25 protein-coding genes are annotated in these 25744 nt (G+C 37.9%); 10 read left to right on the top strand and 15 right to left on the bottom strand.

The window, feature by feature from the left end; all coding sequences use genetic code 11:
* The first annotated feature begins 227 nt into the window (after positions 1-227).
* Positions 228-1403, top strand: coding sequence for an IS110 family RNA-guided transposase (locus tag PATL70BA_RS11470; RefSeq protein ID WP_125137484.1), 1176 nt, complete (start codon positions 228-230; stop codon positions 1401-1403).
* A 139-nt stretch (positions 1404-1542) separates the two neighbouring features.
* On the opposite strand, the gene PATL70BA_RS11465 is transcribed toward PATL70BA_RS11470, so the two are convergent.
* The 6 genes from PATL70BA_RS11465 to PATL70BA_RS11440 all read right to left on the bottom strand — a co-directional run bounded on the left by PATL70BA_RS11465 (position 1543) and on the right by PATL70BA_RS11440 (position 8061).
* Complete coding sequence (locus tag PATL70BA_RS11465; RefSeq protein WP_125137483.1) at positions 1543-2550, bottom strand: ABC transporter permease; 1008 nt, start codon at positions 2548-2550, stop codon at positions 1543-1545.
* The gene (locus PATL70BA_RS11460) at positions 2543-4057 is read right to left on the bottom strand and encodes a sugar ABC transporter ATP-binding protein (RefSeq protein ID WP_125137482.1); all 1515 of its coding nucleotides are present in this window, start codon (positions 4055-4057) and stop codon (positions 2543-2545) included. Before PATL70BA_RS11460 ends, PATL70BA_RS11465 begins: the two co-directional genes overlap by 8 nt.
* 88 nt (positions 4058-4145) lie before the next feature.
* On the bottom strand, positions 4146-5129 hold the full coding sequence (locus tag PATL70BA_RS11455; protein WP_125137481.1) for a substrate-binding domain-containing protein: 984 nt from the start codon (positions 5127-5129) through the stop codon (positions 4146-4148).
* A 25-nt stretch (positions 5130-5154) separates the two neighbouring features.
* Entirely contained in the window at positions 5155-5892 is a 738-nt protein-coding gene (locus PATL70BA_RS11450; RefSeq protein ID WP_125137480.1) for a GntR family transcriptional regulator, read from the bottom strand.
* Between the two features lie 98 nt (positions 5893-5990).
* Positions 5991-7292, bottom strand: coding sequence for an ArgE/DapE family deacylase (locus tag PATL70BA_RS11445; protein WP_197715758.1), 1302 nt, complete (start codon positions 7290-7292; stop codon positions 5991-5993).
* Positions 7279-8061 (bottom strand): glutamine amidotransferase, encoded by a 783-nt coding sequence (locus tag PATL70BA_RS11440; protein ID WP_125137479.1) that lies wholly within the window; start codon positions 8059-8061, stop codon positions 7279-7281. The genes PATL70BA_RS11445 and PATL70BA_RS11440 overlap by 14 nt, the downstream gene beginning before the upstream one ends.
* A gap of 418 nt (positions 8062-8479) precedes the next feature.
* Here PATL70BA_RS11440 and PATL70BA_RS16305 point away from each other — a divergent pair, with 418 nt between their 5' ends.
* Positions 8480-8641 carry a hypothetical protein gene (locus tag PATL70BA_RS16305; protein ID WP_172596220.1) on the top strand — a complete coding sequence of 54 codons (162 nt, stop codon included), beginning with the start codon at positions 8480-8482 and terminating at the stop codon, positions 8639-8641.
* Positions 8642-8740: 99 nt separating this feature from the next.
* Here PATL70BA_RS16305 and PATL70BA_RS11435 read toward each other — a convergent pair whose 3' ends face one another.
* Positions 8741-9715 carry an AEC family transporter gene (locus PATL70BA_RS11435; protein WP_125137478.1) on the bottom strand — a complete coding sequence of 325 codons (975 nt, stop codon included), beginning with the start codon at positions 9713-9715 and terminating at the stop codon, positions 8741-8743.
* 158 nt (positions 9716-9873) lie between these two features.
* Between PATL70BA_RS11435 and PATL70BA_RS11430 the strand changes: the two genes are divergently transcribed.
* From PATL70BA_RS11430 to PATL70BA_RS11405, 6 genes are all read left to right on the top strand, one after another.
* Positions 9874-10623, top strand: a complete 750-nt coding sequence (locus PATL70BA_RS11430) for a MerR family transcriptional regulator (protein WP_125137477.1) — start codon at positions 9874-9876, stop codon at positions 10621-10623.
* Positions 10624-10802: 179 nt separating this feature from the next.
* Complete coding sequence (locus tag PATL70BA_RS11425) at positions 10803-11537, top strand: ABC transporter ATP-binding protein (protein WP_125137476.1); 735 nt, start codon at positions 10803-10805, stop codon at positions 11535-11537.
* Positions 11524-12267 carry an ABC transporter permease gene (locus tag PATL70BA_RS11420; protein WP_125137475.1) on the top strand — a complete coding sequence of 248 codons (744 nt, stop codon included), beginning with the start codon at positions 11524-11526 and terminating at the stop codon, positions 12265-12267. Before PATL70BA_RS11425 ends, PATL70BA_RS11420 begins: the two co-directional genes overlap by 14 nt.
* A gap of 168 nt (positions 12268-12435) precedes the next feature.
* The gene (locus PATL70BA_RS11415; RefSeq protein WP_125137474.1) at positions 12436-13041 is read left to right on the top strand and encodes a zinc dependent phospholipase C family protein; all 606 of its coding nucleotides are present in this window, start codon (positions 12436-12438) and stop codon (positions 13039-13041) included.
* Between the two features lie 162 nt (positions 13042-13203).
* Positions 13204-15327, top strand: a complete 2124-nt coding sequence (locus tag PATL70BA_RS11410; protein ID WP_125137473.1) for an EAL domain-containing protein — start codon at positions 13204-13206, stop codon at positions 15325-15327.
* A gap of 65 nt (positions 15328-15392) precedes the next feature.
* The gene (locus tag PATL70BA_RS11405; RefSeq protein ID WP_125137472.1) at positions 15393-16739 is read left to right on the top strand and encodes an MATE family efflux transporter; all 1347 of its coding nucleotides are present in this window, start codon (positions 15393-15395) and stop codon (positions 16737-16739) included.
* Here PATL70BA_RS11405 and PATL70BA_RS11400 read toward each other — a convergent pair.
* From PATL70BA_RS11400 to PATL70BA_RS11390, 3 genes are read right to left on the bottom strand one after another with little or no spacing between them, the layout of a single operon-like run.
* Complete coding sequence (locus tag PATL70BA_RS11400) at positions 16714-17595, bottom strand: SDR family oxidoreductase (protein ID WP_243115912.1); 882 nt, start codon at positions 17593-17595, stop codon at positions 16714-16716. The genes PATL70BA_RS11405 and PATL70BA_RS11400 overlap by 26 nt on opposite strands.
* A 28-nt stretch (positions 17596-17623) precedes the next feature.
* Positions 17624-18340, bottom strand: a complete 717-nt coding sequence (locus PATL70BA_RS11395; RefSeq protein ID WP_125137471.1) for a flavodoxin family protein — start codon at positions 18338-18340, stop codon at positions 17624-17626.
* Between the two features lie 13 nt (positions 18341-18353).
* Complete coding sequence (locus PATL70BA_RS11390) at positions 18354-19187, bottom strand: EFR1 family ferrodoxin (protein WP_125137470.1); 834 nt, start codon at positions 19185-19187, stop codon at positions 18354-18356.
* A 194-nt stretch (positions 19188-19381) separates the two neighbouring features.
* On the opposite strand from PATL70BA_RS11390, the gene PATL70BA_RS11385 reads away from it, so the two are divergent.
* Together PATL70BA_RS11385 and PATL70BA_RS11380 are read left to right on the top strand one after the other, a co-directional pair.
* Positions 19382-19834, top strand: a complete 453-nt coding sequence (locus PATL70BA_RS11385; protein ID WP_125137469.1) for a MarR family winged helix-turn-helix transcriptional regulator — start codon at positions 19382-19384, stop codon at positions 19832-19834.
* Positions 19834-20259: a flavodoxin domain-containing protein gene (locus PATL70BA_RS11380; RefSeq protein ID WP_125137468.1), complete on the top strand. Its 426-nt coding sequence runs from the start codon at positions 19834-19836 to the stop codon at positions 20257-20259. The genes PATL70BA_RS11385 and PATL70BA_RS11380 overlap by 1 nt, the downstream gene beginning before the upstream one ends.
* On the opposite strand, the gene PATL70BA_RS11375 is transcribed toward PATL70BA_RS11380, so the two are convergent.
* The 5 genes from PATL70BA_RS11375 to nifE all read right to left on the bottom strand — a co-directional run bounded on the left by PATL70BA_RS11375 (position 20256) and on the right by nifE (position 25674).
* The gene (locus PATL70BA_RS11375; protein WP_125137467.1) at positions 20256-21323 is read right to left on the bottom strand and encodes a homocitrate synthase/isopropylmalate synthase family protein; all 1068 of its coding nucleotides are present in this window, start codon (positions 21321-21323) and stop codon (positions 20256-20258) included. The genes PATL70BA_RS11380 and PATL70BA_RS11375 overlap by 4 nt on opposite strands.
* Before the next feature lie 58 nt (positions 21324-21381).
* Positions 21382-21690, bottom strand: a complete 309-nt coding sequence (locus tag PATL70BA_RS11370) for a (2Fe-2S) ferredoxin domain-containing protein (RefSeq protein ID WP_125137466.1) — start codon at positions 21688-21690, stop codon at positions 21382-21384.
* Between the two features lie 74 nt (positions 21691-21764).
* Positions 21765-22640 carry a radical SAM protein gene (locus PATL70BA_RS11365; RefSeq protein WP_125137465.1) on the bottom strand — a complete coding sequence of 292 codons (876 nt, stop codon included), beginning with the start codon at positions 22638-22640 and terminating at the stop codon, positions 21765-21767.
* A 26-nt stretch (positions 22641-22666) separates the two neighbouring features.
* Positions 22667-24217 carry a nitrogenase component 1 gene (locus tag PATL70BA_RS11360; protein ID WP_243115911.1) on the bottom strand — a complete coding sequence of 517 codons (1551 nt, stop codon included), beginning with the start codon at positions 24215-24217 and terminating at the stop codon, positions 22667-22669.
* Positions 24214-25674, bottom strand: coding sequence for a nitrogenase iron-molybdenum cofactor biosynthesis protein NifE (gene nifE / locus PATL70BA_RS11355; RefSeq protein ID WP_125137464.1), 1461 nt, complete (start codon positions 25672-25674; stop codon positions 24214-24216). The genes PATL70BA_RS11360 and nifE overlap by 4 nt, the downstream gene beginning before the upstream one ends.
* Between the last annotated feature and the right edge of the window lie 70 nt (positions 25675-25744).

Here is a 25744-nt window from a genome sequence, read left to right as displayed (position 1 = left end):
AGCCATTCTTTACCTTTTCTATAGGTTAGGCTATGCTTGTTTTAGATACTGTGGATTAGTTTTTATCTCCTACCACTTGATGGTTTTGTAAAGGCTCTAACCACAGTCTCTTTGTTCATTTGTTAATCAGTTAGATACCGCATGACGGTTTATTTAGAACGAGGTTACAATCGCAAAGAGCAACCGTGGTCTAAAACAGTATCGAATATATTTCAATGGAGGTTTTTATGATTTTTGTTGGTATTGATGTTGCAAAAGATAAACATGATTGCTTTATCACAAACTCAGATGGTGAAATCCTGTTTGATGCCTTCACCATCTCAAACACCCTTGTCGGTTTTGAATCTCTTATCCAGAAGATCCAATCCACTACTGAAGATTTATCTAAAGTAAAAGTAGGACTAGAAGCCACTGGACACTATAGTTACAATCTTCTTGGATATCTTCTTGATAAAGGTTTGCCGACCTATATTATCAATCCCTTACATTCTAATCTGTACAGAAAAAGTCTAAGCCTTAGACAGACCAAAACAGATAAGGTTGATGCAAGAGTGATTGCTTCTATGATGATGTCTGATGTGAACTTAAAGTCCTACTCAGATACATCTTATCACAATGAAGAATTGAAGTCATTAACACGCTATCGCTTCAAAACTGTCGCTGATCGTTCAAAACTGAAAGTCTCTATAAAGCGACTTGTAACCATCCTTTTCCCCGAACTGGAACACTTGGTTCCTACACTTCATCTTGCTTCGGTTTATGCATTACTCTCTGAATTTCCGAGTGCATCAGCTATCGCCTCATCGCACCTTACTCACTTAATACATCTTCTGGAAATCTCCTCCAGAGGGCATTATTCAAGGGATACAGCCATTCTAATCCGCGATGCAGCCAGAAGTTCTATCGGCTCTAATATGCCAGCTAAATCTCTTGAACTGAAACATACAATCCGGCATATTCAAGAATTAAGTTCTGAAATCAGCGAAATTGAAGGTATTATTGAAGCAATGATGGATGAGATCAATTCACCAATCCTCAGTATCCCTGGCATAAGTTATCGTATGGGCGCAATGATTATTGCTGAAATTGGTGATTTCTCTTGCTTTTCTTCTCCTGACAAAATCCTTGCATATGCAGGGTTATCACCATCTACTTATCAATCCGGAAAGTTTGAATCAAGCTATTCCCACTTGGAAAAGCGCGGTTCACGATATCTCCGCTACGCATTATTCAATGCAACGAAGTATGTTTGTATATGGGATCCAACGTTTTCAGCATACTTCGCCAAGAAAAGAGCAGAAGGTAAACACTATAATGTTGCCATCTCTCACGCTGCAAAGAAGTTGGTTAGAATAATCTACCACCTCGAAAAAACTGGTCAGCTCTATATTAAAACTGCTTAGTCCTCAGAGTTCATGTATTCTTTAGAGCACCAGAAAGGATGCTCTGTTCGTCATGCAGTTTTCAATGTTCATGTATCAAAATATTTTTCTGTACTCCAATGATTTCCTACTTGACTTTTAATAGTTAGTCTTTCATTACCTAAACATTTTTTTTGGATTTTTTCATTTTTAAATTATTGACCCATACCGCTAACAAAATTACTAAACCTTTTATCATCATTTGATTATAAGAGGAAACATTCATTAAATTTAGTCCATTGTTCATAATACCGATAATCGCAACACCCATAAAGGTTCCGCCAATAGATCCAACACCACCCATTAAGCTTGTTCCACCAAGCACAACAGCAGCTATAGCATCCAGTTCTGCACCTTCTCCTGCATTTGGTGAACCCGTTGAAAGTCGAGAGGCTAAAATTATACCGCTTAATGCTGTCATTAATCCCGCATATGCATATACACCAACTAATGTCTTATTAATATTGATTCCACACAACCGAGCAGCTTCCTCGTTTCCACCTACCGCATAAACATGACGACCAAAACTTGTTTTTTTGAGCAACCAATGACCAGTTACCCCAACAATCACCATTAGTATTACAGGAATAGGAATCGGACCGATATAGCCGCGCCCTAGCATTCTAAAAGATTCTATATCCACATAAATTGGACGACCCGTTGTATAGACAAATGCCATACCACGCAAAACTGTCATCAAAGCAAGAGTTACGATAAATGCAGGAATCTTCTGTGTAGAGATAATTAGCCCTTTGCCCACCCCAATTAGCAAGCCAATAAGAAGGGCAATGGCAATGGCAATGGGTATCGGTAGGCCGTATGACATAATCATTCCTGCAACAACTGTACCCACTAAAGCTAAAACAGCTCCTGCTGAGAGATCGATGCCCGTTGTAATAATTACAAACGTCATCCCTACGGCGACAATGGCATTTGTTGATGCTTGCCTTGCAACATTTAAAAGATTTTCAGCAGTTAAAAATTTATCGGTCATTAGACTAATAATACTGAACGTCAAAATCAATCCTATTCCAGCGCTACTTTTCTCTTTCAAAAAAGTATGTATACCATCCTTCATTTTGCGGTAAGAAAGACCCGTTTCTTTTTTTAAGGACTTATTGTTATTCATTAAGTTTACCTCCAAATGCTAGTTTTAGGATATTCTCCTCTGTTTTTTGCATTTCCGAAAGAATGCCAGCATTACGACCTTCACGCATGACCATAATTCGGTCACTCATGGCAAGTAGCTCAGGTATTTCTGAAGAAATCATTACAATGCTTACTCCCATCTTCACTAAATTCCCCATAATTTGGTAAATCTCAGATTTACCACCAACATCAATTCCTCGCGTTGGTTCATCCATGATTAAGAGCTTAGGAGTTAAAAGTAACCATCGAGCTATAAGTACTTTTTGTTGGTTTCCGCCACTTAACTTATCAATTTTTTGATGAATTGATGGCGTTTTGACCCGTAAGGAATCTATTTTTTCATTAACAACTACTTCCTCTTTAGACTCATCAACGAAAAAGCTATTTAATTTTTTGAACATTTTCAGACTTGGGAGTGTCATGTTCTCTTTTACATTCATAGTAAGTAAAAGTCCGGTACCTTTTCGATCTTCAGAAATAAATCCCATTCCTTTATTAATGCAATCTTCTGGTTTTTGCTTTACCAACTTCTCTCCATTGAATCTAATTTCTCCAGAGTTATATTCTCTAAGCCCAAAAATCGCTTCAACAACTTCAGACCTTTTGCTACCAACAAGACCACCAATTCCAAAAATTTCTCCAGAACGGACGTTGAAACTAATTTCGTTAAAAACACCGGCACAACTTAATTTATCTACCGCTAAGACTTCCTCTCCAATAGACACAATAACTTTTGGAAAGAAATCTTTTAGCTTTTTATATACCATTAAATTTACTAGCTCCTCAGTATTTGTAGAAGCTTCAATAGGAAGAGTCTTAACCACCTTACCATCACGCATTACTGTTACCCGATCACAAATTTCTAAAATTTCTTCCATCCGATGAGATATATAAATTATACTAACACCTTGATTTCGGAGCTCCCTTATCAAATCAAAAAGAACTTCCGTATCTTGCTTAGTTATAGACGAAGTCGGTTCGTCCATGATTAGTACTTTCGTGTTAAGCGATAATGCTCTTGCAATTTCAACCATTTGCTGCTGAGCAATACTTAGTTTCTTTAACAATACTGTGGCCTCTACATTGAGCTTAATTCTTTTAAATAAGGAAGTGGCTTCTAAATTCATACTTCTATCATCGAGAAACGGTAATGTTTTTTGATGTTGCTCGTTTCCCATAAAGATGTTTTGTGCAACCGTCATATCCGGAAAGAGCGTAAGTTCTTGATAGATGGCATTTATTCCTAGATGTTTGGATCGTTCGGGCGTCATCCCATCTACTTCTTTTCCTTCAAATATTATCGTTCCTACAGTCTGTTGATAGGCACCTGTCAAAATTTTAATTAAAGTTGATTTTCCCGCACCATTCTCGCCAAGCAGGGCATGTACCTCTCCTTTTTCTAATGAAAAATTTACTTTCTCAAGAGCTTTTACACCTGGAAAATTCTTGGATATATTTTGCAACTCAATTATATTGTTTTCAGTCATCTTGTAGATTACCTTCTCTCTTCTTATACTTTCTTATGTATCAAAGCAGAAACTTAGTTAACTTTTCTGCTTTGATAGCTTAAAGAAATTACTGGTTTAGAAAGTCTGCAACATTGTCTTTATCGTAGAGCAGGACAGGAATTGGGATGTTTGAATCAATTTCTTTACCATTTATTTTATCAAGTATTGCATAAATTGCTTGTCGTCCCATCTCTCTTGGCTGTTGTTGAATCATGGAGAGTATTTTTCCATCGACAATACCATCAGCTGCTTCTTTTGTTAAGTCGAAACCTACAATTTTAACATCCTTACGATTTGCCGATTCTGTAGCTGCCATTGAACCAAGAACGCTATTTTCCGCAGTAGCATAGATTATATTAATATCTTTATCTGCTTGCAAAATATTTTCCACTGTGTTCATAGATTCTTCCCTGTCATAACCAGGTTGAGGATTAAGTATAGTCACACCATCCATTCCCTCGAACGCCGATAAGAAACCTTCAATACGTTGTCTTTGAATACTAGACTCTAGCCATGTCACTACAGCAATTTTTGCTACACCGCCAAGTTCTTTTTCAATATATGCACGCGTATGCTCACCTAGTTTTTTACCAGCTTCATCATTTAATGTTCCAACAAAACTATCAACAGAATCTGTATTAAGTTGCATGTCAATAGTAACAATTGGCATTTTTGCCGCAGCCTCATCCACTGCAGGTACTATAGCAGAAGGATCTGTTCCAACAACAACAAGACCTTTTACGCCCTGTTGGATAAAGTCTTCTATAGCCGCTATTTGTTTTTGAGCATCTACATTGGGATCGTTAACAATGAGATTTACATTTTTTTCAAGAGCAGCTTCTTTCATTCCCTCATCCATTTCAATAAAAAATTGATGTCTAAGTGTAACTGTCGTCGCACCTATTGTGATTTGATCTGTTGTGCTTTCATTTGTACTTTCTTCTTCCGTAGTAGCTGATTCTTCTGAACTAGTTGGTCCATCTAATGTACATCCTACTAAAAGTGTAGCTAAAGCAAAAAATAGCATTGTAAGCCTTAAAATATTTTTCATTGTTCATTTCCTCCTATATGTTTCATTAGTTACGATGAAGTCGGACAGAATACTTGTACTTATCTGCTCTATAGTTCATAAAGACATATTCTACTGGTACTTCATCTGAGTTAAAAGTAATTCTTTCCAGTATTAACAATGGGAAACCCTTTTTGACCCCAAGCAATTCAGCGGTTTCTTCATTTGCGATGCCACCTTCAAGTGTTTCATCTGCATGACTTATTATCATTCCTTCTTTTTCAATAGCGTCATAAATAGACTTTGTATAGTCAAAACTTTCGGTTGATGCTATGGGTGAATTTTTAATCACTGATAGATTTATGTAACTATCGTGAATTCCCACTTCTTCACCATTAATAAGGCGAAGCCTTTTAATGTTCAGTAGCATTGTGTTCTTTAATAACCCCATTTTTTTTGAAATCTCAGGATAATTTCCTTTTTCAACTTTCAAAATCACTGCCTGAGGTACAAGGCCTTTAGAAAGGATGTCTTCTGTAAAACTCGTGAGGTTCGGTAAATTATGAGATAATTTGGGGAAAGAAACATACGTACCTTTTCCTTGTTTTTTGATAACTAGTCCTTCATTAACTAGTTCATTAACTGCTTGGCGAACCGTAATTCGGCTGACATCATAATGTTCTTGTAGTTCTTTCTCAGACGGAATCAGACTACCTGATACCCAAACCTGATTTTCAATTTCTTCCACAATTAAGTTTTTAAGTTGAATGTATAATGGAATATGTAATGTTCGATCAATCTGCATGGAATTCCTCCTATCATCATAACGTTATAATATTATGTTATGATTGTATTTTACCTTCGCAGATTCTAGGTGTCAACTTTTCTGCTAAATGATTCCCTTTAAAGTGGCATCGACTTATTTTCGTTCCCTTCTGTCCAGTCATAGATGAATAACGCCATTATCTTTATGAAATCAAGGTACTGATCAACTTCAAGATATTCGTCAATTCCGTGAGCGCGCTTGATGCTTCCAGGTCCGTATATAATTGTGTCTATTCCTCCAATGTTCTGAAGCAGTCTGGCATCACATCCATATGCACATCCACTTACTTTTGCTGGTGCTTTTCGAACAAATTCATGATGCATTGATATCTTTTCAGTTATCGCTTCGTAATTGATAAGGCTATAAGAACTTCCTTCTTGATACTTGTTTAGAATTGGTGGATGTGTAAATAACCACGTATCTTCGCTAACAACTTTGCTGATACAATTACGAATGGCTTCTTCTACATGTATTCCTCTTCCTTTATCATCTGCTAATGATGTTGGAAAATGAAAGCCAAAATCAAGTGTGCAGCTATCTGGTACTACAGACCCCGCAGTTCCACCATGTATCGTACCAATATTTAACGTCACAGGTGGTAACTGATTTTCAGATGGAATCAATGCCAACTCTTTCTCAAGTGATTTTAAAGCATCAATTAGCAAATACGTCTTGTCTATTGCATTAACTCCATGCCATTTAAGACCTGCATGTAATGCTTTTCCGATAACGTTCATACGGAAGAATACCCATCCTACATGCGCATTCATAATCATTAATTCAGTAGGCTCTGCAACAATGGCTAAATCGGCATGGTAGCCTTCATGGATACATGCTAAAGTCCCACCCCCTCCTCCTTCTTCATCTACAACACTTTCTATTATTACATCACCTTTTGGAGTAAATCCTAATTCTAAAAGGCTTTTAAGGGCTAAGAGCATTGCAGCTAGACCTCCTTTCATATCGCATGCTCCTCGACCGTAAATCTTATCATTAATAATGTATGGCTCAAGTGGATGCCGCTTCCATTTTTCAGGGCTTTCGAAAGGCATTGTATCGATATGCCCATTTAACAAAAGACTTTTTCCACCACCGCTTCCTTTTAATTTACCAACGATATTTTCTCGTTTATTATAGTTATGCCCCAATGAAGCTTCAGAATATTTGACTAACATAGAGTCATTTGGTGCGAATCTATGAATATTCATACCCATGGACATCATTGTTTTTTCTATTAGACGCTGACCATTCTCTTCATTTCCACCATCTATTCCATGGTTGATATTTGTAGTATCCTCATTGATTAATGATTTCAAATAGTCAAGATGTTCGTCACTTTTCTCTTCTATATATGCCAAAAGTTTTTTACGTGATATCATTTTTTCTACCCTTCTCTCCAACAAGCCATCCAACTGCTTGTTGCCAAAAAGTTTTATAATACGGCCAATCACAAAATTCTGGTGGTGCCCAGTGAGGAGAACAATCAGAAGCAAAAGCCATTGTCCGTCCTTCCCCATAACTATTTATCGCAAGAATAGGATTGCCACCATGGGCAAGGAGTAAGTTTGCGTCTTCTTTAAGAACAAGACGATTATAACCCAGTAAATAGGGCCATTCTCCTTTAATATCATGAAGAATTTCATGACTCGAATCTACCACTTCAGGTATGAATCCCTCTGGAATTTCTTCACGATCATCGTATGGAAACAACCTCACTGGTAGAATATCTTCAATTATCGTCTTATGATATCGCGCTTTACCTCCGATCCCTTGAAAACTCATATAACCTCCAATCATACAGAAACCTCCTCCTGCATTTACATACCGTTCGATCAAGTTAAGTAGGTTAACGGTACGTTGTGAATATATAAAAGTCTCAGGTGTTAAAAGAAATGAATCAGCCCCTACATCACTTAAAATTATTGCATCGTAAACAGATAATTCCTCAAGATTTTTCGGAAAATTACTGGCAACTAAGTGTGAAGGTAAATGTGTAACTTGATATGATTCAGTGGTCAAGGCCTTAATTATATATTCAATTCCTTCCTCATAAAAACCCACAGAGAAATAATTGAACCCTTTTCCTTCTGTTATTTGCTTACTCCATGATTCTCCAATGAAAAGTATTCGAATCACTTTTTTTTGCATAGGCTCTCTCCTTTTCAAATTATTCATCATATCGATATAACGTTATAACGTGTTACTTTTTTAAGCATAAGACATCTAACAAAAAATGTCAAGTGTTTATTTATATCTGATTTCATAATAAGTATGGGGATGCGTTGAATATGAAGCGAAGATGCGCCATTTTCTCTACTAATGGTCTCTTACATAATAAATATATAGATGAACTGGGCTTTTTAGATGTTTTTAATCAGCTTTGTTCTTCAAATAGCATTTTGATATAACTGCTACCTGATGCAGTTGTCCAAATATAAAATATTAGAAAGGGATGATATCTCAAGGTCAAACTCTTCTAGCTTTTAATAACGAAAATCCACAAAAAAAAGCACCACGAGACTTTACTAAAAAGAATCGTAATGTTAAGGATAAATCAAATATTTACTTGATTGAGAAAATGTGGATGCTGGATGACTTACTGGATACAGCTGTCGAAGAGTATCGAACCTATAAAAGAAACAGTCAGAAAAATGATGTTTCTTATGATGGTATTAGTCAGATTTATAGATCGCTTTACATCGATATAATAAAGCGAGAGTATTCTTAAAAATTCAAACTTAGTATACATATCTATTCAAAAAATGGTTTAGTTATGTATGCGGATACAATCTTAAACAAAACAATGTTGTGGCGCCTTTTTATGTTCTTATATCATGTTTACTATATAGTATAAGATCGGCACAACAACAATCAATAAACCCGTCGAAAATAACCAGCTAGAGTTTGCCAAATCCACGTCCAGCCCATAGATTTGTGGTGGAATGAGGGAATTAAAGGCCGGTGGCATGGCTGACAGGACGATAACCACTTTGAACAATAAACCATCACTGATGGTGCTAAGCCCCATAAGGTAGGCAATCGATACGATGACAATGGGCATGATTATGAATTTTATGGAAGCTATTGCAACACATTCTTTCAGGTAGCTTCCAATTGCTCTTATTTTCATATAAAATCCAACAGAAGTAATTAAGAAGATAGAAGATAAGGGAATTAAGATCTCGTTGATATTCTGATAGAAGCTCGGTCTCACATAACCGGATACGTTGAGAATCAGGCCGATTGAAATACTGACAAAATATACATAGATAAAGGGATCTGTAATGATTTTTAGTATCGGATTTTTGGTTTTAATATTGGTTTCATTGTCGCCATGCAACTTTGCTATGGGATAGCCTACCATGAAATATAGAATCTCTTCAAACATCTTATACATAGAAACAAAAGCGTAGCTGAGTTCACCAAAGAATGCAAAACAGATAAGTCCGCCAAAGTTTCCGAGATTGGTAAAGGAACTTGAGACAAACATAGACCCTGTTTGTTTTCTTCCATGTTTCATCCTTTTCGATACCACGAAGCCGAGTATCCCCCCAAGGGTGATTGCAATAATACCCAGTATAGGCAGGGCTATGAATTTAATATTGGTGATCTGCACACCCCAAAAGGCCCCAAGGGTTATAATCGGATTAATCCCTAGTATTGCAAATTTTTGAATATGTCGAATGTATTTTTCTACCGGTACGGTGGCTTTTATAGCTTCTGTATCGACTTTTTTTCTAATACCCTGTCCTAATAATAGGCCGCAAAATATCAGTCCTATTGAATATACGAATTTCATCATGTCTTTTCTCCAATGTTTTCATTTATGTGTTTTATATATTTCTTATATAATGTCATAATCTCGGGCATATGGCAATAGCAACTGTCTAGATTGAACCGCCCACTTTGCTATGATAAAATAATAGTGTAGCTCAATATATATGCAAAGGCTGTGATCTTATGAAAAAAACATACACTACAAGTGAAGTGGCTCATATTATTGGTATTCACCCCAATACGGTACGTTTGTATGAGACACTGGAGCTGATTCCAAAAGTCAAACGTAAGAAAAATGGGTATCGCACCTTCACTGATTTTCATATAGAGCAGTTTAAGTTGGCCCGTACAGCCTTTCAAGTGGAAGTACTCCAAAACGGATTACGAAAGCAGATGATTTCTGTTATAAAAGCTTCCGCTTCCGGTTGTTTTGATGATGCCATTTTACTGACACAAGATTATATTACATCCATCCAAAAGGAAATAGAGCATGCCTATGAAGCCGCCGAGATTACCCAAACCTTGTTACAAGGGAAAAAGAAAATAGATCCGATAACACTAACGCGAAAAGATGTTTCAAAAAAGCTTAATATCACCATGGATACCTTAAGAAACTGGGAAATGAATGGACTCCTAAGGGTCAAACGCAAAGAAAATAGATATCGCATCTATACCTATGAGGATATAGAGCGTCTAAAGATCATACGAACGCTACGCTGTGCTAACTACTCACTTTCAGCTATTTTGAGAATGATGAATGCCCTAACACTAGATCAAAATATTAGTATAAAGGAAGTACTTAATACACCGGATGAAACTGAAGATATTATTTCGGTATGTGATAGGCTGATCATCTCATTAAAGGATGCCCAAAAGAATGCTGAAGATATGCTGGTAAGGCTTAATGATATGAAGCGTAAACAAAAGAAATGAAAATCAAAAAATATACAACCCTCTACTATAACACCAGACTTTTCTTTGGTGTTATAGTTTTTGTATATTATTAATAGGGTTAAGGCATCAAAACTATATAGTTGAACTTTCACCTACCATATGTAGTTGAATTTAGTGAGACTTAGTTTGACCCTTTAACCTTAATCGGAGGTATTCAAATGGAAAATGTAATTGAAGTAAAGCAGTTGTCAAAATCTTATGGCGACTTAGTAGCGGTTAAGAATCTCAGTCTATCGGTTGAGCCCGGAAGTGTTTTCGGCTTACTCGGTGCAAACGGTGCAGGAAAAAGTACAACAGTCGAATGTATCTTAGGCACCAAGAAACCGGATTATGGGTCTGTCTCTATCTTAGATCTAAGTCCTATCCATGACCGAAAGACGCTTTTTGAAAACGTGGGTGTTCAGTTTCAAGAGGCGCATTATCAAGAGTACATACAAGTAGGTGAACTCTGCGAGGTGACGGCTTCCCTCTACAAAAATCCAGCAGATTATAAAAATCTACTTGAACAGTTTGGCATCGCAGACAAACTTAAAGCATCGGTAAAAGAGCTCTCCGGTGGTCAAAAGCAGCGTTTGTTCATTGTACTAGCACTTATTCCCAATCCAGAAGTTGTGGTGCTAGATGAGCTTACAACAGGTCTTGATGCTAGAGCCAGACGTGATGTATGGCAGATTCTACGCAAACTTAAGAATTCCGGGCTTACCATCTTGTTAACCTCTCACTTCATGGATGAAGTGGAAGTACTCTGTGACACCATCTGTATTCTCAAAAAAGGAGAGACTGTGTTTTATGGTACTGTATCAGAAGCTATTCATAACAGTCCCTATGAGAAACTAGAAGACGCATACCTATGGTATAGCGATGAGGAGGATATGACACATGAAGACCTTTAATACAATGTTAAAAACGGAGCTGAAGCTGTCTCTACGTGGTATGGATATGCTGATCTTTGCCATCTGTATGCCCATCATTGTTCTGGTAGTGCTTGGCATTATCTACGGTGACAAACCGGCTTATGTGGGCGCGTCTTATACTTTCTTAGAACAATCCTTCGGCGCGATTGTATCTATAGCCATTAGTGCCGGTGGTGTTATGGGATTACCCCTTGTCATATCTGACTATAGAGGCAAAAAAATACTAAAAAGATTAAAAGTAACACCGGCTCGACCTGTCATTATTTTACTGGTACAGATTACCATCTATGGGTTGTATGCTTTGACTTCTCTGGTTCTTCTTTATGTTATTGCCAGTGTTTTTTATAGTTTCCGAATGCAAGGCGATTTTTTACAATTCCTTCTTGGTTGGTTATTGGTGTTGATTTCCATGTTTAGCATCGGTGTCATGGTCGGTGGACTTGCAAAGAATATTAAAGTCGCAGGCATACTTGCCAGCTTGCTTTACTTCCCAATGCTTATTTTTTCCGGTGCTACCTTACCTTATGAGGTTATGCCACCTGCTATGCAAAAAGCTGCCGATTTGCTGCCCTTAACCCAGGGAATCAAGCTTTTAAAGGCAACGTCTCTTGGGTTGCCGGTAGAAAATGTCTTGCCTTCCATCGTTGTCATGCTGGTGATTGCCGGTGTGTGCTCTTTTGTATCTCTTCGGTTTTTCAAGTGGGAATAGCAACCGAGGGACGGTTCTTCCGGTTTGAACATCGAACGCCACTTCAAAGTGCTACTGCTCGTTTATTAGGGCAGTAGCACTTTTTCTTGAGCTTTCAATTACCTATTCTTAATTAGGGCTTTACATCCTCAAGTTATACTTATATTAAATAATTGAGGAGGTGAAGTTATGTTTGTTATGTCTCATTATCTCATTGGTAATTTTATTTACAAATCCCTATTTAAAGAATCTCCGCATACATCCATAAACATACAATTACTTTTTGAATATGGCAATGTCTTACCTGATCTACACCCCAGGCTTTCACAAATAAATCACTATCTTGAAAGTACCTGCGATGATTTGGAAAAATATGTTAAGCAAAGCCAGGATCAAAATCTATCACCTAACCAACGTATCTTAAGCCTAGGCGTCGTCTGCCATTTTCTTAGTGACTACTTCTGTAAATATCATGCATTCTCCTACTATAAAAAACAATCCATAATCAAACATCTATTCTATGAGTTGAAGCTTCATATTCAGCTTATGTATCTTTTGCTTTTTCAAAAAGAACGTTTAAATGTATACTCGGATTATAATCTCGAATCTCACTCGGATATTCATACAATGATTGACACTTTACAACAAGATTATTTTAATGAAAAAACATCTATCCTGACGGATATCATCTTTGCACTTCGTGCATCTTATATAACCACTTCTGCACTCTTAGATCATCCCACAACGCCTTCTGAGAAAAATCTTATCTACTATCCTGACCCATACCTGAGTTAAATCCTAAAAAAGACTGTATTTCAGTGATAAATAATGTTAAAATATATAAGTAATTATCTTAGTTTTTTGATAATCTATGGACTTTGAACTGATTAATGCAAAGGTCATAGATTTAAGGTTTTAATTCGGAATAGTCTAAAATATATTCAAAACGGGTGAGATATGAATACTCTTTTTTTTCGATGGGCAACTAAACTGCATAATCGTATTGAAAACTCATGTCTTCTTGGTGCAATTAGACATTCCTTAACACTTATGATACCCTTTATGCTCATTGGTTCTTGTGCAATTATTATTGTCAGTTTTCCTTCTCAAACTTATCAAAACTTGATGACACAGTATTTTGGCCATACTTGGAGTGCTTTATTCGTCCAAATCCGTATGGCTACTTTTGGATTGCTTTCGTTATTAACTATGATTACTGTTAGCAATCTATATATCACAGCGATTTCGACTAAAACTAAAACTTATGCTAATCCTAATATAGCAAGTTTATTAACTGTCGTAAATTACATGATTTTAATGGGAACGCCGCTTGATTTTGAACTCCTTGGTACAACGGGATTGTTTTTTTCAATTCTAACCGCAGCAATCACTTCACTACTTTATGTAAAAACCGTTTCAATCAAGACTCTAAATCTCTCCATCTATTCCTCCGGTGTAAACCCTTATTTTGGTATCGCTCTAAAATCTATCCTCCCATCGGCAATTACCCTGCTACCATTTATCATTCTGGGGGCTCTCATACAGCATCAAGGTAGTACTATTTTCATTGAAGTAAATACCCTCCTCTTAAAGATCTTTTCTAATTTAGGGGATACTTTATTTGCTGCTTTACTTTTTTCCCTGACTATTCATGTTTTGTGGTTTTTCGGTATACATGGCAACAATATATTAGACTATGTCTCACAAAACTTGTACCTAAATGCGACCTTAGATAACCAAACACTCATTAATGTTGGGGATTATACCGGCACCATACTTACAAAGCCATTCTTTGATTCTTTTGTCTTAATGGGAGGTGCAGGTGCAACAATCAGTTTACTTCTCGCAATATTTATATGGGGTAAACAAGACAATATTAGGCGCCACGGAAAAATGTCATTAATACCCTCCATCTTCAATATTAATGAATTGGTTCTTTTTGGCTTACCTATTGTTCTTGAACCTTTATACTTAATTCCTTTTATTCTTGTTCCACTCATTCACACAACAACAGCTTATCTTGCGATATCATTAGGTTTGGTCCCTTATACTCAGATCATTGTTGAATGGACAACGCCCATTTTTCTAAGTGGCTACCTCACTACTGGTAGTATTGCCGGCAGTTTACTTCAGCTTTTCAATCTGATAGTAGGGGTACTTATCTACAAACCTTTTGTACAACTAAGTGAAACACTGGCATTAAAGCGTGATCTAAACAGTTATAATCGATTGCTGAATACATTTAAAGAAGATGAATTATTAAATTACTTTCCAAGTCTGTCTAAATACAACAATGGTATTGGTAATATTGCAACTATTCTCATTGCCGAACTTGAACTCGCTATTAAAAAAAATGCGTTCAACATGTTTTACCAACCACAATTTAATGTTCATAATAATGTTTTCGGCGTTGAGTCTTTGCTCCGATGGGAACATCCGCGGTACGGATTTATTTATCCACCTTTGATTCTAGCACTTGCAGAAGAAGGTGGCTTTGCCGAGGTTTTGAGTCAACTGATTATTATAAACGTTATTAGAGATACATCTGAACTTAACAAGCTTGGATATAATGACTTAAAAGTCTCCATTAATCTTTCTGCAAATGAATTAAAATCAGAAGTACTCGTGGATAAACTGCTTGACATCATTCATAGATTTGACGTACTTGAAGACCAGATTTCAATTGAAATTACCGAGCAACTTGCAATATCTAATAACCCTAAGATTCATAAAACCCTATCTCGATTGATTGAAAATAAGTTCAGCATCTCAATGGATGATTTTGGTATGGGTCATAGTTCACTCATGTATTTAAAAACGATTCCATTTGATACTATAAAGCTTGATGGCTCATTGGTCTTAGACATTGTTAGCAATCCTGTCAGCCAAGAAATAATTGCCTCCATTCATTATCTTAGTCAATCCTTAGGCTTTAAACTATTGGCTGAGTATGTTGAAACTACAACCCAAAGAGACAAATTGATAGAATTTGGCTGTACTAACTTTCAAGGTTATCTATACTCAAAAGCACTTCCATTTAATACACTTATAGAATTTTTAAACAATCATCCCAAAGGTTAAATATTTTTGAACTAGGCGAAAAACTGGCGACGGTTCTTTATCGTGGTCCACCGAAAGGACACAGCATGAAAAAGAATAAAATGAATCTCACTCAAGACCCAGTCACCGGACTGATTATAAAAATGACTTTCCCAATGATTTTTGGCATGTTGGGTATCGTTGCTTTTAATATGGTTGATACCTATTATGTCAGTAAGCTTGGCCTTATACCTATGGCCGCTATGACCCTAACCTTCCCGGTGGTTATGGTTATCGGCGCTCTGGCTCAAGGTATCGGTATCGGTGCTGCTGCCTTAATATCAAAAGCCGTTGGTGAACAACAACATACTAAGATTATAAGGTATACAACCGATAGTCTAACCCTTGGTTTGATACTGGTGTTCGTGTTTGTGATTGCCGGTTTATTAACCATTCGACCCTTGTTCACCTTACTGGGTGCCGATCTGGAAACAATGCCTTATGTGGTTGACTATATGACCATCTGGTATGGCGGTGTCATGTTTCTTATTATCCCGATGATTGGTAATTCCGCTATACGTGCTCTAGGCGATACGAAAACCCCTGCCTTAATTATGACAGTTGCCGCCTTAGTGAATATGCTTTTTGATCCGATCTTTATTTTCGGGTATGGTCCGATTCCTGCCCTCGGCATCAAAGGTGCTGCCATAGCAACGGTCATTTCAAGAGCTATAACACTCATTGTCTCTTTGTATGTCCTTATATATCGACAAAAGATTGTCTCATTTCAAAAGGCACTTTTTTCAGATATTGTTAAGTCCTTTAAAGATCTTATATATATTGGTATACCCAATGCGCTGACCAGAATTATAACGCCTCTAGCTATAGGCGTTATTACCGGTCTTGTTACCACTTTCGGAAAAGAGGCGACCGCAGGCTTTGGTATCGCAACCCGTATTGAAATGTTTGCGATGCTCATTATCAATGCCCTGGCTTCTATTTTCGTCCCTCTCTTAGGTCAGAATATAGGTGCAAAAAAAGACCTCCGTGTCATGGAGGTCATCAAAAAATCAGAACTGTTTTCTATCTTATATGGGCTATTTGTTATGCTGATATTAATACTCTTTGGTCGTCCTCTGGCTCAAATATTTACTGACAATTCCGCCGTTATCGAGACGGTTCGTATGTATCTCCTCATCATACCGATTGGCTATGGTTTGCAAGGCTTATTCTTAATTCATACAAGTATACTAAATGTCATCAACAAACCCTTGCATTCTGCCATGATTTCTTTGATTCGTATGTTTCTTCTATATGTCCCATTGGCCATCGTTCTATCCGGTCTTATGGGTTTAAATGGCATCTGGATTGCTTTAAATGCTTCATTTGTTATCTCTGTTTTAATCAGCAAATATATGGTAGGGAAGCTTATGCTTGCGCATCAAAATCATTAATATGGTCTTTTGCAAAGGCCATAAAGGTTCTAGGTTTCCTTCCTGTGAGCTTAAAGAATTCATCCGTAACCGCTTGGGCTGTGCCCAATCTCGTCATAAAATATAGCGCAACCGTTACATTCACATAAGAGGGGTCAAGGCCTCTTTTTTTTATATAATAATGACGGTACCTTAGGAAACTGGGTTTTTTATATTGAATCTTTCTCCCTGTTACTTGACTAAGCATCTCTGCAATCTGATAGTAATCTAAAGCTTCAGGTCCTGTAATGGTATACGCGGTATTTCTATGTTGTTCTGAGTCATGTAAGACAGTTGCAATTGCAAGTCCTATGTCTGCTGCGTCAATAAAACTTGTCTTGCTCCTTCCTGCCGGAACAAATATTTCATCCTTCTCTTTGATCTCTGTTGCATGGATACCGGAAATATTTTGCATAAAAAATCCCGGCCTTATGTGTGCAAAGGGAATGCCTAGCTCCTCGATCTTCTTTTCGATTTTATGATGGGGTGGAATTGTATTTTTCTCTACACCCATAAGAGATAAAAAGGATATCAGCTTAATAGAGTGGTTTTTAGCCGCTTCCAAAAATGCATACAGATTCTCTGGCTTACCTAAGTGGGGCGGTCTCATCAAAAATATTCGATCCACATCTTTTAGTGCGCTTTCATAAGTGTGGGGCTTTTCAAAATCAAGTTCGACAGCTTCAACTCTGTCGCCAAACATATCTTTAAGTTTGTTTGTACGCGTACTGGCTGCAACTACAGTCTCATCCAGACTTAATAAAGCCTCTACGGCATATTGTCCTACATTCCCTGTTGCACCCGTTACAAGCACTTTCATCTTGTGGTTACCTCTCATTCATGATTCCTCTTGTTGTAAATCCGTATTAGAAGGGACTTTTCTCCCCTGAATACCAACCTTTTTTTATCCAGTATTGCTTATCTAGAGAGGTTTCATCTGCATATTTTTTCAGAATGAATCGACTCATTTTAAACATGAAACTTATGAACAGATAGGGCGTATGTTTTTTACCGGAATCCACTTCCGTGTAAAACTTCTTAGCTTTATCTGCGATGTCACTTTTGATTTTCGATTTTTTCTCTGTCTCTATATTGTTCCATTCGGTTCCAAATGTCGTAAAGCTATAACTGTACACTCGGTTAACACCCCAATACTTCAAACTGGTGCTGATTGTTTTTATGGCAGCTTTTGATCCGGCACCTACTGTAGAAGCTAGTATAAAGGCTTTTTTATGAAACATTTCACTTCTTGCTCTATGTACAATAAAAATATAAGCATAGTGATCTAGGAAGGATTTCATACATCCACTTAAGGAAAGGGCAAAAACTGGTGTTGTAAATATGAGTCCATCCGCCGACACCATCTGATCCAGAATGGGCATGGTATATCGGGCGTGCGGACATGTAAGCTCACCCTTCAAAAAACAGTTCATACACCCATGACAAAACTCAGGCATATCTTTTGGTAGAAAAAAATCAACAAATTCAATATCGCCTTGTTTTTCCATTTCTTCTTTGAATTGCTTAGTCGCTTTATAGGTATTGCCTTTTCTCGGACTGCCATGGACCACCACTATTTTCATATATTTCGCTCCCTCACTTAATTTGCGCCGCAATATCCTGGGCACTTATATCCGGATGATGATATCGTCCAAGTTTTTTGGTATAGTACTTGACACCGATGGCTTCCTTGGGACAATAGTTAAAACACGCATAACAGAAATTACAGTGCTCGTGTACCCACTCCGGCCTCTCCCCATTCATCTTGATACGCTTCGTTGTACAGACTTGTTCACAGATTCCGCACCCTATGCAAGAGTCATCCACAAGAAATTGTAGCTTGGTTTTGGACGGATTACTGATCAACCACATAAGCTGCATCATCCAGTACATCATTCTCCCGGTCCCTCTTGGTGGCTTTTGTACAGTTGTTTCTTTCCTGTCTTTTAAATCCTTAACTATACGCTCTATCTCAATCTGCATTGCACTCAACTTTTGTTCAACTTTTTCGGGTGTAATGTCTAACTCCCAGTTAAGCCGCATTAAAAACTTTGGCGCTATACCTTTGGGTGTATTGTTAAGCATCTCAATTTCATAATAGGCTTCTAAATCTATACCTTGTTTTTTTAAGATCTTATTCATATAGAGTCTGGACATTCCCGGTATTCCACCATGTGTTGCAACGGCATAGAAATATACTTTTGAGGATAAATGTATTTTCTTAATGAATTGAATAACAGGAATAGGCAATTGATTGACATGTATTGGATAGATCAAACCAATGCTTTCTGTATGAGTGTTAATATAAGTATGAGCATCCTCTTTTAACATTGGTATTAAGGCAACATCTGTCATGGCCGAACCGATACTTCTTGCAACCGCTAATGAATTTCCTGTGCCTGTAAAATAAAATATAATATTTTTTGACATCACGCACCCCCAATGAAATATAGTCTTAAGACCTAAATCCTAACTTTCATTATATCAAAATAAAATACCTTTTGATATTCTTTTGGTCTTCTTTAGATTAATTTTTGATTAGATTTTTTTATAAGGGTTGACAGATTATAGAAAAGGTAATATGATACCTTTATTAGGTAATATATTACACAAAGGAGACCCCCATGTATGATTTAGAGAATATGGATCCACGTTATTTGGTTTTTGGAAATATTTTTATGTTATCCAATCGACTGCAGAACGTAATGGATCAAAAGGCTACTGACTTAACCGCCAAACAATGGTTTGTACTTATGATGCTTGGTATGTTTGATACACCACCTACGTTGAAACAACTCGCTAGTGTTTGTGACAGTTCACATCAGAATACAAAGCAGCTCATTATGAAATTAGAAAAAAAAGGCTTTATACGCATTGAAAATGATCCAAATGACCGACGTGCCATAAGAATTGCTACTACACCCAAGTGTCAACAATGGGAAGATGACCACCAAACTTTTAGAGAGCATTTTATCGATACTATGTTTGGTAATCTGACTACCGATGAAATTATAACACTCAACACAGCACAGCAAAAAATCTATACGACGCTGGCTACCATGAAGGAGGAAGAATAATGAAAACACAAGTACTCTATGCTTCAATGACCGGACACAGCAAAAAAATCGCTCATGCAATTGCAGAACGATTAAGTACCCAAGCCTATGATTTGAAGGACAATCCAACACTACCTGAATGTGATTTACTTTTTATCGTGAGCGGCATCTACGGTGGCGACAGTAAGCCTGAGCTTATAAGCTTTGTTAAAAGTCTGTCTCCTGCACAAGTAAAAAAAGTAGCTCTCATTACCTCGTCCACAAGAAATAGTGCACAAGGCTCTCTTCGTCAGACATTGGTGGATACCGGCATCAACGTTGAACCTGAGGAATATATATGCCAAGGTGGCTTTTTATTCAAAGCTATGGGCCATCCCAACAAAGATGAGATTGAAGGGGCCGTTGTCTTTGCGCAAAAATTAGTTAAGGAACCTGTTCTCTCTTAATTTATTCGTTTATATTTACCAAAGTGCTTACCCATGACCATATGATGCTCTCTACCCAGAATGGCCGGATCAAGATAAGTATAGTTACGGCGGTCTTTTATAAGCCCATCCACATGTATACCAGCCTCATGGGAAAAAACCATGTCCCCTACAATGGGTTTACTTGCTTGAAGGGTTCTACCGGAATATAATTCAACTAGCTTTGACACTTCCATAATCTTTTTCATATCTATAGAAGTGACACACCCTTCCATGTGACTCAGGGCCAAAACAATCTCCTCAAGTGGCGTATTCCCTGCTCTTTCTCCAAGACCGTTGACGCTACAGCTTATGATTCTAGCACCTGCTTTGAATGCACCTAGTGCATTGGCTGTACCCAGCCCAAAGTCATTGTGGCCATGAAAATCAATCCCTAAAGTCTGGGATAATAAACGAGGCGTTATATTAAAATGTTGTGCCAATCTCTGAGTAAGCTGTTGTATCCTCTCATATGCTGAGAACGGATTAAGCACACTTAGGGTATCTGCATACCGTATGCGCTTAACGCCATAGGATATGGCTATGGCATAGATATCTATTAGAAATGATTCATCCGCTCTGGAGGCATCTTCTGCACCTATAGAGACTTCCAGATTATGTGACCTTGCATAGTCTAGCACTTTTTTATAGGTTGTTATAAGATCATTTCGGGTTGTTCTGAGTTTGTGTCTAATCTGTATGTCCGATACAGGAACAGATATATGTGCATGTGTCGCACCTGTTACCAGCGTTGCTTCTATGTCTTTGATACACATTCTATTCCATGTCAGAATATCTGCATGTAGATTGGCTGATAGCATATCATAAATGACTTTCTGCTCTGACTTACCCATGACGGGAATGCCCGCTTCAATAATATCCACACCAAGACCATCTAGCTTTCTTGCGATGGTCATTTTTTCTTTGTGGCTAAAGGCAACACCTGCTGATTGTTCCCCATCTCTTAAGGTTGTGTCAATAATTATTAATCTATGGGCTTCTTCATGAACCAATTTACCTGCTACTTTTTCTAGATCTCTTATCATCCAATCACATCCTTATCCTAATGTTCATGATTATCCTATGGTTAAAGAGAAAAACCTCCTATTCAATCAACAGTCTTTTTACTACTTCACCGGATTCAAGGGCGTCCATAATCTCTTCAACATCATCGGCTGTCACTCTGCCGTACCAAGTCCCTTCCGGATAGACGATGACGATTGGCCCCATGGAGCACATCCCTAGACATCCTGTATTGGTGACCATCATATCCCCATCCAACTCTCTCTCTTGAACTTCTTCAACAAAATTTTCTAATATCTCAAGCCCCTCATTCTGAGCACAAAATCCTTTGATCTCGCCTGTTAGTCTGGCACTTGAACATACAAATATATGTTTTTTTGGTAGATTCATCACTATTCTCCTTAGATTGTCATTATAGTCGTTATTGTATTAATGGAGGCCTCGTTCATAGTCTTGCCTCTTACTTAACTTACGCTGCGACATCCGCCAAGTTTACCGACTGCGTCTGCCCTACATTGGTTACAGTGTAGCATCTGTGGTAATGTGCCCATATTATCTAGCCTTACTTGAGTAATTTCTTCTTTTGTTGCTTGTTCAAGGACTTCAAAAGGCGTATCCGCGACAGGTATATGCCCCATGATGTTGGTGACACTGGCGCCCATAGCCTCTGCTTTTTCTACAATCTTATCTATGTGGTCATCGTTGATGCCTTTGAGATAGACAACATTAACTTTTGTCAAAACATCCTTATCTTCTAAGTAAGCAACGCCTGCCCATTGTTCTTCCAAAAGAAGTCTCGCCCCTTCAACACCAAAATATTTCTTACCATCATAGCGTATGTATTTGTAGATCTTGGCAGCAACATCTTCATAGATGGTATTGATGGTTACAGTAATATGGGTCACGCCCAGTTCGATAAGCTGATCTGCATACTTCCTCAGTTTTAAACCATTGGTGGATAAGCAAAAGACTATATCTTTATCATAAGCCCTTATATAACGAAGTGTTTCTTTTGTATTCTCCCAATTCGCCAGTGCATCGCCAGGCCCGGCGATACCCACCACAGATAGATTGGGCATCTTCTTTTTGATCTCTATATATTTGTGTAGTGCTTCTTTTGGCGTTAATATGTCCGAGGTAACACCGGGACGACTTTCATTGTTACAGTCATACTTACGATGACAATAATTACATTGAATGTTACATTTGGGGGCTACCGGTAAGTGCATGCGTGCATAATCATGGGCTTTTGCAGTAAAACACGGATGCTTCTCGTTCTTATCTATTGTTATATCTGAGTTATGGTCCTTTAACCTTATGGTGCCTAAGAGATTTTTCATAAATCTACCTCCTTCATCTTGCCGCTTCATAAGTTTGTATGGGTTTTGTGGTTTTCTTTTTTGGGAAAGTAAGTTTGATACATACGTTCACGATAGCCTTTATGTTTTTGATCTAATAAGTGGTTGGTAATCTCATCTAAGAATCTTAAGGAACCCTTATACCCCATTAGATTTTTTCGTTGTGCACCTACATGATCATGTACCGGGAAGCCCACTCGAATAAAGTCGACATGGTCTTTTTCCCATATGAATTTCCCATCTGAGGGTCCCATCATTAAATTGACACCTTTTTGTTGAATGACTTCACGAATGGTCTCATAATCCGTGTCTTGTAGTATCTCAGCTTCTTGTTGATACTGATCCAATTTGGATTCTAGCTGTTCTTTGAAACGTTTGCTCATGGAGCCAGTTGCTGCAAGTTTTAGCTGCATACCGTTTTCAAGAACAAGACTTGCTATGCCCATCACTAAGTTCATATCTCCAAATACTGCTATGTCACCTGTTGCGCTGTGCTTATGGGCATCAATCATACCATCCATTAAACGACCACGTTCAACTTCAAGAGCTTTTGGAATATCTGTATCAAATACTTCTGCAAGTGCCTTTACCAAACAATCTGTGTTGTTAATACCTATGGGTAGTGGCAGACGATAGGCTTTTACACCAAATTCTTCTTCCAAGAACAAAGCCGGGGAATGATTGGGTGCAACGAGATCACCAAGCTCTATGGTTGCTTTTGCATAGATTACTTTTGCTAGTTCTTCTCTTGATATGCCTTCCTCTGATAGCTTGTTATAATGATTGGTAAAAGGGGCATCCAGTGCATCCGAAATATCCGGTATAAATAATGCTTTTACGCCAAATAGCTCAACCATACGTTTGATCTCTCTAACATCTTCACATGTGGCATCAGATAGGATGATGTTTATAAATGGAGCTTTAGTTTCATCCAGCTCTTTTTGGACTTGTATCGGTTTCTTAACAAAATGGGCCATCAATGCTTTTATAGTGTCAAAATAACCTTCGGTTTGGGAGCCGCCATACCCAGGTGTCGGTATTGGTATAATATCAATCCCCTCAAATTCTCCCGTATCTCTGACTTCTCTTACGATACGTTCAATGTCATCGCCTATGGTCTCTGCCAAGCAAGTGGTTAATACGCCAACCACTTCCGGTTGATACATATTCACAAGGTTACGAATACCAATCTTCAGATTCTTAGAACCGCCATAGACCGTCCCTTCCTCTGAAAGAGAGGACGATGCTATATCTATAGGTTCATTGTAATGGGCAGCCATATGTCTTCTAATGTAAGTGGAACATCCTTGAGATCCGTGAATGATGGTCATGGCATTCTTAACGCCTTTTAGCGCCATGGCACCGCCCATTGGCATACACATCTTACATGGGTTCACTTGCATATTTACGTAGTTTCTATCCTTGTTTCTATCCTTGTTTCTATCCTTGTTTCTATCCTTGTTTCTATCCTTGGAACCATCTCTATGAATTTCTGTCATTAATGCTTTTACAGCTTTTTTTGCTACAATGTCTGTATCAGGTTCTATCACTTTTATCATAGGACGCCTCCTTCTATAGTGAGATCTATAACATCAAATGGCTGCACTTCATTGGCTTGTTTAATTTTAGTTTTAGTTTTAGATTCAGATTTAGTTTCATTATTAGTCTTGAATGTTTTCACAATATCCCAAACAGGTGAATTAACGGTGGCATCCACTTCCATCGCAAAATTAAGTGCCCCTTCAAATCCACATAAAGGATGCTTTCTTTCATGATTGTGATCAATGAAGGAAACACCAAGCTTATAAGCCAATGGTCTTTCCTTAACGCCACCTACCAATATATGGGCGCCTGTTTCTTTAATAAAATGTTCCAGTTCAGTCGGGTTGGTATCATCTAAGATTACTGTCCCTTCTCCTGTTAGTTTTCTAAATTGCTCATATTCTTCTTTTGAGCCTGTTTGTGTCCCCACCAGTACCGTCTGGATGCCTAAATCTGCAAATTGTTCTATAAGTGATATGGCTTTAAAACCACCGCCAACATACAGTGCGACTTTTTTGCCGATTAATTTTCTTTTATAAGCTTCTACCATCGGTTGATAATAAGCCTCTTTTTGAGCCACCAATGTCTCAAATCGTTTCACATGTTCTTCTGTTCCTATAGAAAACACGATTTTTCTAAGAGATCTAATGGTATCCTTAATGCCAAAAAATCTTATATTCTCAAAAGGAATGTCGTAATTCATTTTCATTTGTTTGGCCAGATAGGTCATGGAGCCGGCACATTGAACCACATTAATAGTCGCTGATTTTGCCGCTCTGAGCGAGTCTATGGTTGCATCTCCTGTTATGACTGTTTTAAGTTCTAGACCTATGGTTTCAAGGTAATCTCTTATAATCCATGCCTCCGCTGCCAAGTTGAAATCGCCTAAGAAATTCAGACTATGGGGTGTTTTGACTTCTACTTTTTCAGGCCCCATTAAGTCCAATATGGCATGACAAGCCGCTTTATAACCGTCTTTTTTGCTTCCCGAAAATCCGGATGAGTGAACGGGGATGACCCGAATACCATGTTTAATCTCCGCTTTTTTTGCTATGGCTTTAACATCATCTCCAATAACACCTACCACACAAGTGGAGTAAATGAAAACTGCCTTCGGCTTTTCTCGAATCACAATTTCATCAATGGCTGCTATTAGTTTTTTCTCACCACCAAAAATAATGTCATGTTCTCTTAAATCTGTGGAAAAACTGGTGCGAAACAACTCACTATCTGAGCTTAAACTGCCTCTAATATCCCACGTATATGAAGCACATCCTATTGGTCCATGAACGATATGGGCAGCGTCTGTAATCGGGTTCAAAACCACCCTAGCACCACAATAAACACAAGCCCTCTGGCTGACAACCCCTGAAACCGAATGGGTGTCACAAGCGATGGCCTGATTTTTCTGTTTGTCGTTGACCAGCACTTGATTTTCTCTATGATCTGCAATGATTGTTGATTTCTGATTCATATCGCGCCTCCTTATCTTCATGGTTTAATTTATTGGGTGATTTCTATTTGAAATCACCCAATGTTTTTAG

Origin of the sequence: Petrocella atlantisensis (assembly GCF_900538275.1) — a bacterium.
Taxonomy (GTDB): Bacteria; Bacillota; Clostridia; order Lachnospirales; family Vallitaleaceae; genus Petrocella; species Petrocella atlantisensis.
This window is presented reverse-complemented; position numbering and strand designations above follow the sequence as displayed.

Bases quoted from the DNA above. Each gene is read 5' to 3' on its own strand.
- PATL70BA_RS11440 (WP_125137479.1), bottom strand. From the start codon at position 8,061: ATGCAAAAAAAAGTGATTCGAATACTTTTCATTGGAGAATCATGGAGT.
- PATL70BA_RS11445 (WP_197715758.1), bottom strand. From the start codon at position 7,292: ATGATATCACGTAAAAAACTTTTGGCATATATAGAAGAGAAAAGTGAC.
- PATL70BA_RS11470 (WP_125137484.1), top strand. From the start codon at position 228: ATGATTTTTGTTGGTATTGATGTTGCAAAAGATAAACATGATTGCTTT.
- PATL70BA_RS11455 (WP_125137481.1), bottom strand. From the start codon at position 5,129: ATGAAAAATATTTTAAGGCTTACAATGCTATTTTTTGCTTTAGCTACA.
- PATL70BA_RS11415 (WP_125137474.1), top strand. From the start codon at position 12,436: ATGTTTGTTATGTCTCATTATCTCATTGGTAATTTTATTTACAAATCC.
- PATL70BA_RS11365 (WP_125137465.1), bottom strand. From the start codon at position 22,640: ATGAAAAATCTCTTAGGCACCATAAGGTTAAAGGACCATAACTCAGAT.
- PATL70BA_RS11405 (WP_125137472.1), top strand. From the start codon at position 15,393: ATGAAAAAGAATAAAATGAATCTCACTCAAGACCCAGTCACCGGACTG.
- PATL70BA_RS11375 (WP_125137467.1), bottom strand. From the start codon at position 21,323: ATGATAAGAGATCTAGAAAAAGTAGCAGGTAAATTGGTTCATGAAGAA.
- PATL70BA_RS11390 (WP_125137470.1), bottom strand. From the start codon at position 19,187: ATGTCAAAAAATATTATATTTTATTTTACAGGCACAGGAAATTCATTA.
- PATL70BA_RS11395 (WP_125137471.1), bottom strand. From the start codon at position 18,340: ATGAAAATAGTGGTGGTCCATGGCAGTCCGAGAAAAGGCAATACCTAT.
- PATL70BA_RS11400 (WP_243115912.1), bottom strand. From the start codon at position 17,595: ATGAGAGGTAACCACAAGATGAAAGTGCTTGTAACGGGTGCAACAGGG.
- PATL70BA_RS11450 (WP_125137480.1), bottom strand. From the start codon at position 5,892: ATGCAGATTGATCGAACATTACATATTCCATTATACATTCAACTTAAA.
- PATL70BA_RS11435 (WP_125137478.1), bottom strand. From the start codon at position 9,715: ATGATGAAATTCGTATATTCAATAGGACTGATATTTTGCGGCCTATTA.
- PATL70BA_RS11360 (WP_243115911.1), bottom strand. From the start codon at position 24,217: ATGATAAAAGTGATAGAACCTGATACAGACATTGTAGCAAAAAAAGCT.
- PATL70BA_RS11380 (WP_125137468.1), top strand. From the start codon at position 19,834: ATGAAAACACAAGTACTCTATGCTTCAATGACCGGACACAGCAAAAAA.
- PATL70BA_RS11425 (WP_125137476.1), top strand. From the start codon at position 10,803: ATGGAAAATGTAATTGAAGTAAAGCAGTTGTCAAAATCTTATGGCGAC.
- PATL70BA_RS11460 (WP_125137482.1), bottom strand. From the start codon at position 4,057: ATGACTGAAAACAATATAATTGAGTTGCAAAATATATCCAAGAATTTT.
- PATL70BA_RS11370 (WP_125137466.1), bottom strand. From the start codon at position 21,690: ATGAATCTACCAAAAAAACATATATTTGTATGTTCAAGTGCCAGACTA.
- nifE (WP_125137464.1), bottom strand. From the start codon at position 25,674: ATGAATCAGAAATCAACAATCATTGCAGATCATAGAGAAAATCAAGTG.
- PATL70BA_RS11465 (WP_125137483.1), bottom strand. From the start codon at position 2,550: ATGAATAACAATAAGTCCTTAAAAAAAGAAACGGGTCTTTCTTACCGC.
- PATL70BA_RS11410 (WP_125137473.1), top strand. From the start codon at position 13,204: ATGAATACTCTTTTTTTTCGATGGGCAACTAAACTGCATAATCGTATT.
- PATL70BA_RS11420 (WP_125137475.1), top strand. From the start codon at position 11,524: ATGAAGACCTTTAATACAATGTTAAAAACGGAGCTGAAGCTGTCTCTA.
- PATL70BA_RS11385 (WP_125137469.1), top strand. From the start codon at position 19,382: ATGTATGATTTAGAGAATATGGATCCACGTTATTTGGTTTTTGGAAAT.
- PATL70BA_RS11430 (WP_125137477.1), top strand. From the start codon at position 9,874: ATGAAAAAAACATACACTACAAGTGAAGTGGCTCATATTATTGGTATT.